This window comes from Flavobacterium sp. AC274 (assembly GCF_979258275.1).
Window position 1 is genome coordinate 1,251,981 of the sequence record NZ_OZ409852.1, and the last position, 16,668, is coordinate 1,268,648.

Consider the following 16,668-nt stretch of genomic DNA (forward strand, 5'->3'; position numbering starts at 1 on the left):
CATTCTACACATAGTAATTCGCAAATCTTTTTTTAGCTTCTAGTGTGATTTCTCCTCCGTCGAAATGACAAGATTTTCGAAAATGTAAATTTTAAAATAGTATTGAATTGAATTTTAATCAGTTAAAAAATATTGCTTCTTTTAAAAACACATTACTTTTAATGTGTTTTGCTTTGTCTTTTGGTGAAAATATCACAGCACAAAACACATTCCCAGATATCGTAAAAACCAAAGAAGGCAAACTTTCTTTCACCGCAGACGCAAAAGGAAATCAAATTCCTGATTTTTCGTATGCAGGCTACATGGCTTCAGAAAAAGCGATTCCGAATGTGGAGAATAAAATTTTTGTTCCGAAACAAGAAGAAGATGCAACCCAAAGAATTCAGGCGGCGATTGATTATGTAAGTAATCTAAAACCGAACAAATCAGGTTTTCGAGGTGCTGTACTTTTAGACAAAGGAATTTTTAAAATCAACGGAACTTTATTCATCAGAAAATCCGGAGTGGTTTTACGCGGAAGCGGAAACAATGAAAACGGAACAATTTTATTAGGAACCGGATTAAAAAGAGAAGCCGTAATTAGAATTTTAGGAGTTGATGATAAAAAACTAATTGAAACTTTCGAATTCAATACAACATATACACCGCTCGGAACAAAAATAATTCAATTAAAAAACGCATCAAAATTAAAACCATCTGATGAAATTGTCATTACAAAACCTTTAACCGCAAATTGGATTAAAGAACTAAAAATGGATGATTTTGGAGCAGAAACCGGTTGGATTGGTTGGAAAAAAGACGATTGGGATATTTCATGGAACAGAGTGGTAACCAAAATTAATGGAAATGAAGTAACACTAAACGCTCCGTTAACCATGACTTTGGATGACGTTTACGGAACTGCAAAAGTAACAGCCTATTCATGGTCAGGAAGAATTGAGCAAATCGGAATCGAAAATATCCTTTTGAAATCAGCTTATGATACTTCAAAACCAAAAGACGAAGAACACAGATGGTTTGGAATTACCATCGAAAACACAAAAAATGCCTGGGTAAAACAAGTCAGTTTCAAGCATTTTTCTGGAGGAGCAGTTTCGCTTTTAAAATCGGCACAGCAAATTACAGTTGAAGATTGTATTGCAACAGAACCAGTTTCTGAAATCGCAGGTTTTAGAAGACATACTTTTTATACCGAAGGCCAGCAAACTTTATTTCAACGTTGTTATTCAGAATACGGTTATCACGATTTTGCCGTAGGCGGATTTGGAACAACGGGTCCAAATGTCTTTATTCAATGCGAATCGTATTTACCTTTTAATAACAGCGGTGCGATTGGCAGTTGGGCAACCGGAGTTTTATTTGAAGTTTCTTATATCGACGGGCACGCTTTAAGTTACAATAACAGAGAACAAAACGGACGAGGCGCAGGCTGGACGGCCGCAAATAGTGTTATTTGGGAAACTTCGGCATCAAAAATAGAATGTTACAATCCGCCAACGGCACAAAACTGGGCTTTTGGGGTTTGGGGCGGCATCATGGCTGGCGACGGTCATTGGAAAGAAGTAAATGGTCATATCAATCCGAGAAGTTTGTTTTATGCACAGCTAGAAACTCGTTTAGGAGAACTTCCTGTTAAACCATTCATTTATGATTTAGGCTCAGAACCTTCATCAAGTCCGGCTGTTGAAGTCGCTCAGGAATTAACTAAAAATTCAGTTGCTCCAAAAGAAAGTCTAATCGAATGGATAGCCGAAGTTTCGAAATTAAATCCAATTGATACAAACAATTCAGGTCTTAAAAATGCGAATGATTTAAAGATAAATTCGGCACAAAATACAATTTCAAATACAAAAGTAATCGTAAAAAATGGTTGGCTTACTTACGATAATAAAATAATCGCCGGAAATCGATTAAGCGTGCCGTGGTGGCGAGGAAGTTTGAGAGATAGTGATATTTCGAAGTCATTGCCGGATATTACCAGATTTGTTCCGGGAAGAACCGGAACCGGATTTACAGATAATATCGACGAAGTTTCCGATTATTTGACAACCAAAAATATGATCGCTTTAGAACATAATTACGGTTTATGGTACGAAAGAAGAATGGACGATCACGAACGCGTTCGCCGTTTTGATGCTGATGTCTGGCCTCCGTTTTACGAACAGCCATTTGCCAGAAGCGGACAGGATTTTGCCTGGGATCAATTAAGTAAATATGACCTGACAAAATTCAATGATTGGTATTGGGAGCGCTTGTCACTTTTTGCTGATTTGGCCGAAACCAAAGGACAATTATTAATCAATCAGCAATATTTTCAACATAATATTATCGAAGCCGGAGCGCATTGGTCGAGCTCGCCTTGGCGTTCGGCAAACAATATAAACAGTACAGGATTTCCAGAGCCTCCGCCATATGCAGGCGATAAACGTATCTTTATGGCAGAACAATTTTATGATGTTACAAATCCTGCAAGAAGAAAATTACATGAGGGATTTATTCGTAAATCATTAGAAAATTTTCAGGAAAACAGCAACGTAATTCAGTTAACAAGTGCCGAATATACAGGTCCGCTTCACTTTATGGAATTCTGGCTGGATGAAGTTCAAAAATGGAAAAACGAAACGGGTAAAAAAGCAATTATAGGTTTAAGCGCTACAAAAGATGTTCAGGATGCTATTTTGAATGATGCCCAAAGAATCAAAACAGTTGATGCAATTGATATTCGTTACTGGTATTATAAAGAAGACGGATCGGCTTATGCGCCAGAAGGAGGGAAAAATTTAGCACCAAGACAACACGCAAGAAAACTCAAAACCGGAAAAGAAACAGACGATCAGGTATATCGCGCCGTTCGGGAATATCGCGAAAAATATCCTGAAAAAGTCATTTTATATTCAACAGATGGTTCGTCAAGATTTGGATGGCCGGCTTTAATGGCGGGAGCTTCATTATCAAACATTCCTAAAATTGCGCTTCCTGAGTTTTATTCCGCTTTAAGCGAAATGAAATTAGTTGCCGGAAATACATTTTCAGACAATATATGGACATTAGAAAATACAGGAAAAAGTTATCTTTTTTACATCAAAAATGAAAAAGAAATTTCAATTGATCTATCAGCATACAAAGGAGATTTTGAAGTGTACGCAATCAACGCTGCAACCGGAAATTTAACCAAAAAAGCAAATATCAAAGGAGGAAAAACAGTTGTAATTCCACAATCAGAGATAAAAGAAAAAGTACTTTTTATAGTAAAGAAAAATTAGCCCACGGATGACACAGATTAAACGGATTAGCGCAGATATAATTAAAAATTAAAGAATAAAATGAAATCTGCGCAATCTGCCAGATCTGCGTGAAATAAAAAAAAACCAGTGCAAACCAGTTCAATCCGTCAAAACCCGTGGCCGAAAAAACATAATTTCAAAATAAACCAAAATGAATCTGAAAATTAAATATCTATACACAATTTGTATAAGCTTTTTGCTGACAGCGCAAAGCGGATATTCTCAATCTGCAGAAAAAACAAAAGGCGCTTTACCAAAAATTAAAGTGTCAAAAAACCAGCATTATTTCGTAACCGAAGACGAAAAACCATTCTTTTGGTTGGGTGATACCGGCTGGCTGGCATTTGGAAAATTAGACAGAGAAAGCATAAATAAATATTTTCAGGATCGAAAAGCAAAAGGATTCAATGTTGTTCAGGTGATGGTTTTGCATAATATAAACGCGGTAAATGTTTATGGAGATGCCGCCCTGATAAACGAAGACGTTTCTAAACCTTTAACCACTGCAGGAAATAATTTCAATAATAAGGATGAATACGATTATTGGGATCACGTAGATTTCACTTTGGATGTTGCTCAGAAAAATGGAATCTACGTTGCAATGGTTCCCGTTTGGGGAACAAATGTTTCAAAAGGAAATAAGGTCAGCAAAGAACAGGCTGAAAAATATGCGAAGTTTTTAGCCGACAGATATAAAAACAGAACAAATGTAATTTGGTTAAACGGCGGAGACACACACGGAAACGAGTTTATGGATATCTGGAACGCCATCGGAAACACATTAAAAACAAATAATCCCGATCAGTTGGTGACTTTTCACCCTTTTGGAAGAACTGATTCTTCTGAAAATTATCATAATGCAAGCTGGCTGGATTTTAATATGTTTCAGTCAGGGCACAGAAGATACGATCAGGATTCAATTAAAACGAATTTCAAAGAAGACAATTACAAATTTGTACAGCGAGATTTAACTTTAAAACCAACAAAACCTACGCTTGACGGAGAACCATCTTACGAAGGAATTCCGCATGGTTTGCACGATACTTTACAGCCAAAATGGACAGACAATGACGTTCGTCGTTACGGATATTGGTCGGTTTTTGCCGGAGCTGCAGGTTATACATACGGCCATAATGCTGTAATGCAAATATTTAGAAAAGGCGATAAACCAGCGTACGGAAACAAAGAATTATGGAGTTCTGCCATCAACGCACCAGGAGCCGGACAAATGGTGTACATTAAAAAATTGATGTTAAGTTTTCCATATTTAGAAAGAATTCCGGATCAAACCTTAATCGCCAATCAAGGAGAAAAATACGATTATTTAGTGGCTACAAAAGGAGAAAAATACGCTTTGATTTACACTTACAACGGTAGAAAAATTATTCTGAATATGGGAAAAATTGCCGGAGACAAAGTAACCGCAAGTTGGTACAATCCAAGAAATGGAAAAGAAACAAAAATTGGAATTATAGAAAATAAAGGAACAAAGGAATTTCAACCATTGGGAGATAAAAAAGATGGAAATGACTGGGTTTTGATTTTGAAAACAAAATAAAGAATAACTCCAATCTTGTCATTTCTCCTCCTTCGAAATGACAAAAAACGAGAATAAAGATCTGCGCAATCTGCAAAATCTGCGTGAAACAAAACACACAAACATGAAAAATATATTAATCATTCTTTGTTTCATAACCACTTTCAACACTGCTTTCGCAAACGACGGCTGGCTGAATATCCTAAACGAAGGTGGAAATAACAAAGCAATAAAATGCACTGAAGCCATTCAAAATGCTATTGAAAAAGCATCAAAAAATGGAGGTGGAACAATTTTTTTCCTTCTGGGGAATATTTAACAGGCGCTTTAAAACTAAAAAGCAACATCACGATTCATTTAGATTCAGGTGCACTTTTGAAATTCTCAGACAATTTTGATGATTATTTGCCTTATGTAGAAATGCGTTACGAAGGTTTGGTAATGAAATCTTTTTCGCCATTATTTTATGCGAAGGATGCAGAAAATATCACCATAAAAGGAAGAGGCGTAATCGACGGACAAGGAAAAGCGTGGTGGAATGAAGTATATAGAATTGAAAGTGCCAAAGGACCAATTCCTCAAACTAAATACCAAAAAATGTGGGAAGAACAAAACAAAGGAATCGTATATTCTGATTATTATAAAAGAACGATTGACAAAAAGTTTTTCAGACCTTCTTTCTTTCAGGCTTATGGCTGCAAAAATATTTTAATCGAAGGCGTTACTTTTCAAAATTCACCTTTTTGGACGATAAATCCTGAGTTTTGTGATAATGTGACCGTAACCGGAATTTCAATTTTTAATCCGCATTCGCCAAATACAGACGGAATTAACCCTTCATCTTGTACCAATGTTCATATTTCGAATTGCCATATCAGCGTTGGAGATGATTGTATCACCATAAAATCAGGAAGAGATGAAGACGGACGTAAATATGGTAAAGCAACAGAAAATGTAACTATTACAAATTGCACGATGTTAAGCGGTCATGGTGGCGTTGTAATCGGAAGTGAAATGTCGGGAGGAATCAAAAAAATTACAATTTCAAACTGTGTTTTTGACGGAACAGATCGCGGAATTCGTATCAAAGCAGCGCGAGGAAGAGGCGGCGTTGTAGAAGATATTCGCGTCGATAATATTGTAATGAAAAACATCAAAGAAGAAGCAATTGTATTAAGCCTTTTTTACGATAAAGACACCAAAGTTGAACCTGTAACAGAAAAAACACCGATTTTCAGAAACATTCACATGAGCAATATTACAGGTTCGAATGTAAACAAAGCGGGACAAATTTTAGGAATTACCGAAATGCCAATTCAAAACATAACGTTCTCGAATATTAATATGGACGGAAAAGAAGGTTTTACGGTAAGTACAGCAACTGATGTTGAATTTCACGATGTAAAAGTAAACGCAACAGTGGGTTCTTCTTTCAAAATATCAGATTCAAAAAATATCATTTTAGATAATGTTGGTTCATCAACACCAATAAAAGGAGTTCCGGTTATTAAGTTGGATAATGTTTCGAATATGATGATTAATAATAATTTTCCATTTAATGCAACCGATGTTTTCATCGAAGCGGATGGAAAAGAAACGAAAAGTATTTTCCTGAAGAATAATGTTTTTAATAATGTAACAACGGTAGTTAAAAAAGGAAAAGATTTAGATAAAAAAGCAATTGCAGAATAGCATAATAATACAACACTAATTTCACGAATTAACACCAATTTAATTCGTGTTAATTTGTGAAATTAGTGTTCAATTAAACAACATGAAAAAAATCTTCATCATACTGGCTTTCTGTCTTTTTGCGATTAGTTATTCGCAGAAAAAGAAAGAACTATATCTTTTTACGTCGTTTAGAGAACCGGCAACAGAAGGTTTGTATCTGGCTTACAGCGAAGACGGTTATAATTGGAAAGGTCTCGAAGGATCATTTTTGAAACCAGAAATCGGAGCCAGCAAAATCATGCGCGACCCATCTATCACAAAAGGAGCCGACGGAACGTACCACATGGTTTGGACAACCGATTGGAAAGGCGGAAATGGTTTTGGATATGCCAGTTCTAAAGATTTGATTCATTGGTCAAAACAAGAATATATTCCGGTAATGAAGAACGAACCGGAAGTGGTAAACGTTTGGGCGCCGGAAATTTTTTATGATGATGTCAAAAAAGAATATATTATTATTTGGGCATCGACAATTCCGTTTCGATTTGAAAAAGGAGTTGAAGAAGAAAAAAATAATCATAGAATGTATTATATAACGACCAAGGATTTTAAAACATTCTCGGATACAAAATTATATTACAATCCGGGTTTTAGTGTGATCGATTGTGTGATTGTCAAAAAAAGCAAAAAAGATTATGTTTTGGTTTTGAAAGACAACACAAGACCTATGCGGAATATAAAAGTCGCTTTTGGAAAATCACCTTTAGGGCCATTCGGAAAAATTTCTGAGCCATTGACCGAATATTTATCAGAAGGACCAACTGTCGTTAAAATTGATAAAAATTGGCTTTTATATTATGACAATTACGGTTCAAAAAATTATAAAGCTTTAAGTACTTCAGATTTTGTTCATTTTGAAGATGTTTCTTCAAGAATAAGTCTTCCGGAAGGACACAAACACGGAACGATTACAACAATTTCTGATGAAGTTTTAAAAGGATTAATTGAAAAGAAATAAAACACAAATTTCACAAATTTTCACGAATTAAAAATGTAAAAAAAATCATTTCAATCGGTGAATCCCGATAGCCATCGGGAGTGGCAAAAAATAAATAGTATTGAATTTGTTTTCAACGCAAACCCGACAGGTTTTTAAAACCTGTCGGGTTTAACGAGAACATATCAAAAAACACAACACAATGATTACTTTCCAAAACATAAAAACCAACATCATAACTACAGCCGCAATTCTTTTGATTGGTACAGCTGTAAATGCGCAGAATGACACCGTGCGTTATGTTGGTAAAACACTTTCAAATGTCGATTACCATCACGGGCAATTAAGTCCGGCGGTTGGAGTTCACGCTACTCAGATAATGCGCGCAAGCCGTGAACATCCGGAAAAAGCAGATGGTTTCGGATGGACATACAATCACCAGCCAACAATGGCGTATTGGAATGATTCTTTTTATCTCCAATATTTAAGCGATCCTGCGGGAGAACATATTCCGCCAAGTCAGACATTGATTATGACTTCAAAAGATGGTGTGACTTGGAAAATGCCAAAAGTAATTTTTCCTATTTATCATATTCCAGACGGATGGAAGAAAGAAGGCGTAGAAGGCATTGCCAAAAATCTGGATGCGATTATGCACCAAAGAATGGGTTTTTATACTTCAAAAGACAAACGACTTTTTGCTTTGGCGTATTACGGAATTGCGATGGATGAAAAAGACGATCCGAATGACGGAAAAGGAATTGGGCGCGTAATTCGAGAAATTAAAAAAGACGGAAGTTTTGGCGAAATTTATTTCATCAGATACAACAAATCATGGGATAAATCGAAATCCGCTTTTCCATTTTATACTCAGGCAAAAGACAAAGATTTGAAAAAAGCCTGCGAAGAAATTCTTTCAGATCCTTTGGTTTTACAGCAATGGGTTGAAGAAGCCGATCGCGATGACGAATTAATTCCGTTGAAAAAGCCTTATAAAGCGCTTAGTTCGTATCATTTACCAAACGGCGATGTAGTGGGTTTATGGAAACACGCTCTAACTTCAATAAGTAAAGATGGCGGAAAATCATGGGAATATATGCCCGTTCGTGCGCCTGGTTTTGTAAATAGCAACGCCAAAATCTGGGGACAGAAAACATCTGATAACCGTTATGCGACTGTTTATAATCCATCAGAATATCGCTGGCCATTAGCGATTTCGACAAGTGATGATGGTTTGAATTATAAAGATTTATTATTGGTTCACGGCGAGATTAGTCCCATGCGTTATGGGGGAATTATAAATCGGCAGGGCCGCAATATGTTCGCGGAATTTCTGAAGGTGACGGCATTCCGCCTGACGGAAAACTTTGGGTAAGTTACAGCGTTAATAAAGAAGATATTTGGGTGGCGTCGATTCCCGTTCCGGTTGTAAGTATCGTTACTGAAAATGCAAATGATATTTTTAACGAACTTCCAGACGGACAAGAATTAAAGTTATGGAATACGTATGATTTGTCTTGGGCTTCAACCAAAATCGAAAAGAAAGAGGGCAAAAAATGGCTAACTTTAAGAGATCAGGATAATTTTGATTACGCTCGTGCTGAACGTGTAATTCCGTTTGCAGAGAAAATGGAAGTAACTTTTACCGTTAAGCCAGAACAAAATAATCACGGTTTATTGCAGGTTGAATTTCAAAATGAACAAGGTTTACCAGCCGTTAGATTAACTTTTGATTCAGACGGACAATTGAAGACAAAAACCGGTGCGCGTTTTAATACAATTGCCAAATACGAAGCCGGAAAAGAATATAAAGTAAATGTGAAACTGAATGTGAAAACACGTTCGTACACGATAAAAGTAAACGACGAAAAAGAATCAACAAGAATTTTTTATGCGCCGATAGATGGTTTTGAAAGAATTATGTTCCGCACAGGTGAACAAAGATATTCTCCAAATCCTGATACAGCACCGGACACGGATGATTATGATGATTTGCCTCAAACCGGAAAATTAATTCCCGAAGCAGTTTTTAATATTCAGTCGTTGATGACGAAAAAGTTGTAAAAAATATAGAACGCGGATGACACGGATTCGCTAAAGCGAAGACGCGGATAAAAACGGATTTTTTTATTTTAATGAGAATAAAAAATCAATTTTAAAAAATCCGTTTTTATCCGCGTTTTTACGAAGTAAATCCGTTTCATCCGTGTTCAAAAATTTCAACAATAAGAAATGAAGAATTTCAAAAACATATTATTAGCAATTTGTCTTTTAGTAACTCTCGTTTCTAAAGGACAAATTTTGCCCGTACATCTAACCACAGAAATGGCTGATAATCCATTAGCAGTCGTTCAGAATCAACCAAGATTTAGCTGGCAATTAATCGCAAAAGAATCAAATACATCACAAATTGGGTATCAGATTTTGGTTGCGTCATCCGAAGAAAAACTAAAAAATGACGAAGGTGATATCTGGAACAGCTTAAGAGTAAACTCTTATCAAAATTTGCATATCGCTTTTGGCGGAAGCCCTTTAAAACCCGAAACCAAATATTTCTGGAAGGTTAAAGTCTGGAATCAGGAAGGTGAAATTTCAAAATGGAGTAAAACCGCTTTTTTCAGAATGGCTCCCAACGAATCCGATTTAAATCCAATCTGGATTGGTGCTATTACAAAAGCCGATAGCAATTTGCCGGAAGGAAGAAATTACCATTCGGCAACTTATAAAAGAGAAAAAAGATGCCATAATAAATGCTTCAGATTCTTTGTCGCGCAGAAGTATTATGCTTCGAAAACCTTTTAATCTTAAGAAAGAATTTAAAGAAGCTGTAGTTTATATTTCCGGATTGGGACATTATGAGTTAACCATCAACGGAAATAAAATTGGCAACAGTGAATTTGCGCCTTTATGGACAGATTATGACAAAACGGTCAATTACAATACTTATGAATTATCGGCAAAAGAATTGCAAAAAGGAGAAAATGTAATTGGTGTACTTTTAGGAAACGGAATGTACAATACGCTGGCTGAAAGATATACCAAGTTTTTTGTGAGTTTTGGTCCGCCAACTTTATTTTTCAAAATGAAAGTGGTTTACAAAGATGGCTCTGAAGAAATCATAAAATCGGATGAAAGCTGGAAATACAGCAAAAGTCCAATTACCTACAACAGCATTTTTGGAGGCGAAGATTACAACGCCAACTTAGAACAAAAAGGCTGGAATGAAAAAGGATTTAAAGATTCAAACTGGAAAAAAATTGTTGTTCAGGAAGCACCAAAAGGAGTTTTAAGAGCTCAGATTGCGCCGCCGATTACGGTTCAGAAACAATATGATGTTGTGGCATTTAAGGAACTTAAACCTAACTTTTTTGTTTTTAATATGGGACAAAATCTTTCGGGATTTACGACTATAAAAGTAAAAGGGAAAAAGGACAAACCGTTCGCGTTTGGGTTGGCGAAGGTTTAAATGATGACGGAACCGTTGGTCAGGGAAGATCGGGAAAACCTTATTATTATGACTATACTTTAAAAGGAGATGGTGTAGAAGAATGGCAGCCGAAATTCAGTTACTACGGTTTTCAATATGTGCAGATTGAGAACATCAATTATAAAGAAAACAAAGATAAAAACTTGCCAACGCTGCTAGATTTAAAATCAAATTTCATTTATAATTCCGCTGGCGAAGCAGGAACTTTTGAATCTTCAAATACAATTTTTAATAAAGCGCATGAACTGATCAATAACTCCATAAAAAGTAATTTTCAAAGTGTTTTTACCGATTGTCCGCAACGTGAAAAATTGGGTTGGCTGGAAGAAATTCACTTAAACGGACCGGGTTTAATGTTCAATTATAATCTCGAAAGTTTTATTCCCGCAACGATGCAAAACATCTCAGATTCGCAACGAGAAGACGGTTTAATACCGACAATTGTTCCTGAATATGTGGTTTTTGGAGGCGATTTTACCGATTCACCGGAATGGGGTGTAACCGGAGTAATTCTGCCCTGGATGTATTATGAATATTATGGCGACGCTTCTTTATTAGAGAAATATTATCCGGTAATGAAAAAGTACGTGGATTATTTAGGTACAAAAGCAAAAGATCATATTGTGTTGCACGGTTTGGGCGATTGGTACGATTACGGAACGCACGCGGCGGGATATTCAAAAAATAGTCCGATTGCACTTTCGGCGACTTCTCATTATTTTTATGGCGCAAGTTTGGTGGCAAAAGCGGCAAAATTGTTGAACAAAACAGAAGATATTTCGATATATGAAACTTTGACTTCAGATATAAAAAATGCTTTTAACAAGGAATTTTTCAATCCCGAAACCAAACAATATGGTACAAACAGCCAGTTTAGTAATGCCGTTCCCGTTTATATGGATATTGTAGAGCCGCAATATAAAGCGGCTGTAATGCAGAATTTATTAGCAGATATAAAAGCAAAAGGTGACCGATTAACAACGGGCGATGTTGGAAATCGTTATTTGTTTCAGGCTTTGGCACAAAATGGCGAAAACGAAATGATGTACAAAATGAACAATCATTACGATGCGCCGGGTTATGGTTTTCAGATTAAATTTGGTCTGACCACTTTAACCGAACAATGGGATCCGAGAAAAGGAAATTCATGGAATCACTTTATGATGGGACAAATTGAAGAATGGTTCTACCAAAGTTTGGCCGGAATTGTTCCTGATCCTGAAAATCCGGGTTTCAAACATTTTTTTATTCAGCCGGAAGTTGTTGGCGATATGACTTTTGTAAAAGCAACTTACAAATCTGTTTATGGAAATATTGCTTCGGAATGGGAAAAGAAAGATGGGAAATTAATTCTGAAAGTGGAGATTCCGGTGAATACATCGGCAACTATAAAATTGCCAATAGCAGCGGGTACAGAAGTAAAAGTAAACGGAAAAGTAACTAAATACCTGAGATTTGGATCAGGAAAATATACAATTGAATGTAAAATATAAAAATAAATTGGCACACAGATCAAACGGATTTCAACAGATGAGCACAGATTTTTTTTAAACTATCAAAATAAAATCCGCTCAACCCGCGTCATCCGCGTGCCAATGTCAACAACAAGAAATGAAGAAATTAAAAAACATAAGAAAGGCAATATTACTTTCAATTTTTGCAGTGAGTTTTGCAAATGCGCAAATAACGTCTGATGAAAATTACAGAAAACCCGTTTCAGAAACCTTAAAAAAGATTGAAACGGTTTTTAACGTAACGATAAACGATGACCGAGGCTTACTAAAAGGAAAAGAACTCGATTATGCTGATTGGAGAATTGAGCCAGGAAATTTACCAATCTCATTGACGAATATTTTAGCGCCGTTTGAATTAATGTATTTTAAACAACCGGACGGAACTTACATCATTAGAAAATATGAAAACCATAAAGTTTCAGTTGATAAAGGAAAAGAACGATTGTTTTATCTGGAAAGCCTTTACTCAACTAAAGAAGAATGGGAAAAACGTAAAACGGAGTTAAAAGCTTGTATGATTACATCATTTGGTTTAGACAAGGCGCCCCCAACACCAAAGTCTAAGCCACTTTTAACTCCAAAAAGAATTTATAAAGATTACAGTGTTGAAAATATCGGATTGGAAATTTTGCCGGGCGTTTATGTAACCGGTTCAATTTATAAACCGTATCCTTTCAATAAAAAAGCTCCGGTAATTCTAACTCCTGACGGACATTTTGGAGACGGAAGATATAGAAAAGACGAACAATATCGTTGTGCAATTCTGGCTAAAATGGGCGCAATTGTTGTGAGTTATGATTTGTTTGCGTGGGGAGAATCTTTGCTTCAGTTTCCGGAACAAACTCATAGGAATAGTATTGCATCAACGGTTCAGGTTTTAAGCGGAATCCGTTTATTGGATTATTTATCGACTCAAAAAAATGTTGATATGTCACGTGTTGGCGTTACAGGCGGATCGGGCGGTGGATCTCACACTATGTTTTTGGCGGCAATCGATGACAGAATTACGGTTTCTGCTCCGGTTGTAATGGTTTCGTCTCATTTTTCTGGGGGATGTCCTTGCGAAAGCGGTCGCGGAATTCACCTTTGCGGAAACGGAACAAACAATGCCGAAATTTCAGCGATGATGGCACCAAAACCACAATTAATAGTTTCTGATGGAAAAGACTGGACTTTGATGGTTCCTGAATTGGAATTTCCTTTTATCCAAAGAACATATGAATTGTACAGTAAAAAAGATTTGGTAGAAAACGCTCATTTTGCAAAAGAAGGACATGATTTCGGAGTTTCAAAACGTATGGCTTTGTATCCGTTTATGGCGAAATATTTAGGTTTAGATTTGAATAAAGTCAAAAATGAAAAAGGAGAAATTGACGAGTCAACTTGTGTGATTGAACCTTATGATAAATTATATGTTTTTGGAAATAAAGCCGAAAATTTACCTAAAAATGCTTTGAAAGATATCGACAAATTATATGAAATGTTTGGCGAGAAAAATAATAAGATTTATGAAGTTAAGAAGTAAGATGTAAAAGATAGCCACGAATTCACGAATTATTTTAAGCCAATTTTAATAATTAAAAATTCGTGAATTCGTGGCGAAAAAAATATACTCTATGAAATTAAAAAATAAAATAGCTGCGATTTGTGTTGGAATTTTTTCGTGTGCTGCAACAGCGCAAAGTAATAGTGATTTAAAACTTTGGTACGATAAACCAGCTGCAATCTGGAACGAAGCTTTGCCTTTGGGAAATGGTCGTTTGGGTGCGATGGTTTTTGGAGATCCGGCGGTGGAGCGTTTACAGTTGAATGAAGAAACCATTTGGGCGGGTTCACCAAACAGCAATGCACATACCAAATCGATAAAAGCTTTGCCAATTGTTCGTCAATTAATTTTTGATGGAAAATTTGATGAAGCTCAGGAATTGGCTACGCAGGATATTATGTCGCAAACCAATGACGGAATGCCATATCAAACTTTTGGGAGCGTTTATATTTCATTTCCGGGACATCAAAAATACACCAATTATTACAGAGATTTAGATATTGCCAATGCTACAGCAAAGATAAAATATACCGTAAACGGCGTTGAATTTACAAGAGAAATTCTGACGGCTTTTTCAGATCAGGTTATTGCGGTGAAACTTTCGGCAAGTCAACCAGGACAAATTACGTGTAATGTTTTTATGAATAGTCCAATTGATAAAACGGTTGCTTCAACTGAAGGAAACCAAATTATACTTTCTGGTTTGGGGACAAATTTTGAAGGGGTAAAAGGAAAAGTGAAATTTCAGGGAAGGTTAACGGCTAAAAATAAAGGTGGCGAAATTGACGCGAGCAACGGTGTCTTAAGTATTAATAAAGCAGATGAAGTAACTTTATACATTTCGATCGCAACGAATTTCAAAAATTATCAGGATATTTCAGAAGATGAAATTGCGAAAAGCAAAGGATATTTGGCGAAAGCCGAAACCAAAGATTTTGAAACGATAAAAAAAGCACATGTCGATTATTATCAAAAATTCTTCAACAGAGTTTCTTTTGATTTGGGAACAAACGACGCGGCTAAGAAACCAACCAACGAAAGAATCAGAGATTTCTCGAAACAATTCGATCCGCAATTGGCGAGTTTGTATTTTCAATTTGGGCGTTATCTTTTAATTTCGAGTTCACAGCCGGGCGGACAACCTGCGAATTTGCAAGGAATTTGGAATGATATGGTGACACCGCCCTGGGACAGTAAATACACCACAAACATTAATGCCGAAATGAATTATTGGCCTGCACAGGTAACCAATCTTCAGGAAATGCATGAACCTTTTGTTCAAATGGCAAAAGAATTAAGCGTTACGGGTGCCGAAACAGCCAGAATGATGTACAATGCGAGCGGTTGGGTTTTACACCACAATACCGATATTTGGCGCGTTACCGCTCCGGTTGATTCTGCTGCATCTGGAATGTGGCCAACTGGCGGTGCTTGGGTTTGTCAGGATTTATGGGAAAGATATTTATATACGGGAGATAAAAAATATCTGGAAGAAATTTATCCGATCATGAAAGGAGCAGCAGATTTCTTCCTTGACTTTATGGTTATCGATCCAAATACAAAATATTTAGTTGTAGTTCCTTCAAGTTCACCTGAGAACACACATGCGGGTGGAACCGGAAAAGCGACAATTGCTTCCGGAACGACAATGGATAATCAGTTGGTTTTTGATTTGTTTACGCATGTTATTGAAGCTTCCAAATTGGTTTCACCAGATGAGGCTTATACTAAAAAAGTAAGTGAAGCGCTGGCAAAAATGCCTCCAATGAAAGTGGGAAAACACAGTCAGTTACAAGAATGGCAGGATGATTGGGATAATCCGAAAGACAATCACCGACACGTTTCGCACTTGTACGGATTGTATCCAAGTAATCAGATTTCGGCAGTGAAAACTCCTGAATTATTTGAGGCAGCAAAACAATCTTTGATATACAGAACAGACGAATCGACAGGATGGTCGATGGGCTGGAAAGTAAATTTATGGGCCAGATTATTAGACGGAAACCATGCTTATAAACTGATTCAGGATCAACTGCATTTGGTAACGTCCGACCAAAGAAAAGGTGGTGGAACTTACCCAAATATGTTAGATGCGCACCAGCCGTTTCAAATTGATGGGAATTTTGGCTGTACTGCCGGAATTGCCGAAATGCTGATGCAAAGTCAGGAAGATGCCATTCATTTATTGCCGGCCTTACCAGACGTTTGGAAAGATGGAAGTATAAAAGGTTTGGTCGCTCGTGGCGGTTTTGTAATTGATTTGACCTGGAAAAACAATAAAGTTTCGGAGTTGAAAATTTATTCTAAAATAGGAGGAAACTGTAGATTAAAAGTAGAGAATACTTTAAAAGGATCGTCGCTTAAAAAAGCAAAAGGAAAAAATCCGAATTCGTTGTTTTATGATGTGGAAGTGAAGAAACCAATCATATCTGAAAAAGCGAATTTGAAGAAAGTTATGTTGCCAAAGTATAATGAATATGATGTTCAGATGAAAGCTGGACAGACTAATGTTTTTTATGGGAATTAATCTAAAAGTTTAGACCTGACAGGTTTTTAAAACCTGTCAGGTCTGGTTACGTTTCCTGCAATCCCGAAGCTTCGGGACAAAACCTTGTAGGTATGTATGAAT

General features: G+C 36.5%; 12 protein-coding genes and 1 pseudogene. All 13 read left to right on the forward strand.

Translation table 11 applies throughout. The annotated features are described in order from the left end of the window. The first annotated feature begins 107 nt into the window (after positions 1-107). The 13 genes and pseudogenes from ACZZZT_RS05630 (at position 108) to ACZZZT_RS05690 (ending at position 16,566) form a co-directional block, all read left to right on the forward strand. Positions 108-3,263: a DUF6298 domain-containing protein gene (locus ACZZZT_RS05630; protein ID WP_463459706.1), complete on the forward strand. Its 3,156-nt coding sequence runs from the start codon at positions 108-110 to the stop codon at positions 3,261-3,263. 172 nt (positions 3,264-3,435) lie between these two features. Further along, on the forward strand, positions 3,436-4,842 hold the full coding sequence (locus ACZZZT_RS05635) for a glycoside hydrolase family 140 protein (protein ID WP_463459707.1): 1,407 nt from the start codon (positions 3,436-3,438) through the stop codon (positions 4,840-4,842). A 103-nt stretch (positions 4,843-4,945) separates the two neighbouring features. Further along, on the forward strand, positions 4,946-5,140 hold the full coding sequence (locus tag ACZZZT_RS05640; protein ID WP_463459708.1) for a hypothetical protein: 195 nt from the start codon (positions 4,946-4,948) through the stop codon (positions 5,138-5,140). 56 nt (positions 5,141-5,196) lie between these two features. Next, positions 5,197-6,513, forward strand: coding sequence for a glycoside hydrolase family 28 protein (locus tag ACZZZT_RS05645; protein ID WP_463459709.1), 1,317 nt, complete (start codon positions 5,197-5,199; stop codon positions 6,511-6,513). Between the two features lie 82 nt (positions 6,514-6,595). Beyond that, positions 6,596-7,513 (forward strand): glycoside hydrolase family 43 protein, encoded by a 918-nt coding sequence (locus ACZZZT_RS05650; RefSeq protein WP_463459710.1) that lies wholly within the window; start codon positions 6,596-6,598, stop codon positions 7,511-7,513. Between the two features lie 181 nt (positions 7,514-7,694). Beyond that, the gene (locus ACZZZT_RS05655; protein WP_463459711.1) at positions 7,695-8,867 is read left to right on the forward strand and encodes an exo-alpha-sialidase; all 1,173 of its coding nucleotides are present in this window, start codon (positions 7,695-7,697) and stop codon (positions 8,865-8,867) included. A gap of 29 nt (positions 8,868-8,896) precedes the next feature. Further along, a complete protein-coding gene (locus ACZZZT_RS05660; protein ID WP_463459712.1) occupies positions 8,897-9,556 on the forward strand; it encodes a hypothetical protein in 660 nt (219 codons plus the stop codon). 168 nt (positions 9,557-9,724) lie between these two features. Continuing rightward, positions 9,725-10,294, forward strand: a complete 570-nt coding sequence (locus tag ACZZZT_RS05665; protein WP_463459713.1) for a glycoside hydrolase family 78 protein — start codon at positions 9,725-9,727, stop codon at positions 10,292-10,294. Continuing rightward, positions 10,257-10,958, forward strand: a complete 702-nt coding sequence (locus tag ACZZZT_RS05670) for an alpha-L-rhamnosidase N-terminal domain-containing protein (protein ID WP_463459714.1) — start codon at positions 10,257-10,259, stop codon at positions 10,956-10,958. The genes ACZZZT_RS05665 and ACZZZT_RS05670 overlap by 38 nt, the downstream gene beginning before the upstream one ends. Then, a pseudogene (locus tag ACZZZT_RS05675) lies at positions 10,892-11,053 on the forward strand (family 78 glycoside hydrolase catalytic domain); the annotation flags it as partial. The gene ACZZZT_RS05670 and the pseudogene ACZZZT_RS05675, both read left to right, overlap by 67 nt. 24 nt (positions 11,054-11,077) lie before the next feature. Then, positions 11,078-12,472, forward strand: coding sequence for an alpha-L-rhamnosidase-related protein (locus ACZZZT_RS05680; RefSeq protein ID WP_463459715.1), 1,395 nt, complete (start codon positions 11,078-11,080; stop codon positions 12,470-12,472). Between the two features lie 118 nt (positions 12,473-12,590). Then, a complete protein-coding gene (locus ACZZZT_RS05685) occupies positions 12,591-14,018 on the forward strand; it encodes an alpha/beta hydrolase family protein (RefSeq protein ID WP_463459716.1) in 1,428 nt (475 codons plus the stop codon). Between the two features lie 91 nt (positions 14,019-14,109). After that, a complete protein-coding gene (locus tag ACZZZT_RS05690) occupies positions 14,110-16,566 on the forward strand; it encodes a glycoside hydrolase family 95 protein (protein ID WP_463459717.1) in 2,457 nt (818 codons plus the stop codon). Positions 16,567-16,668 lie beyond the last annotated feature (102 nt).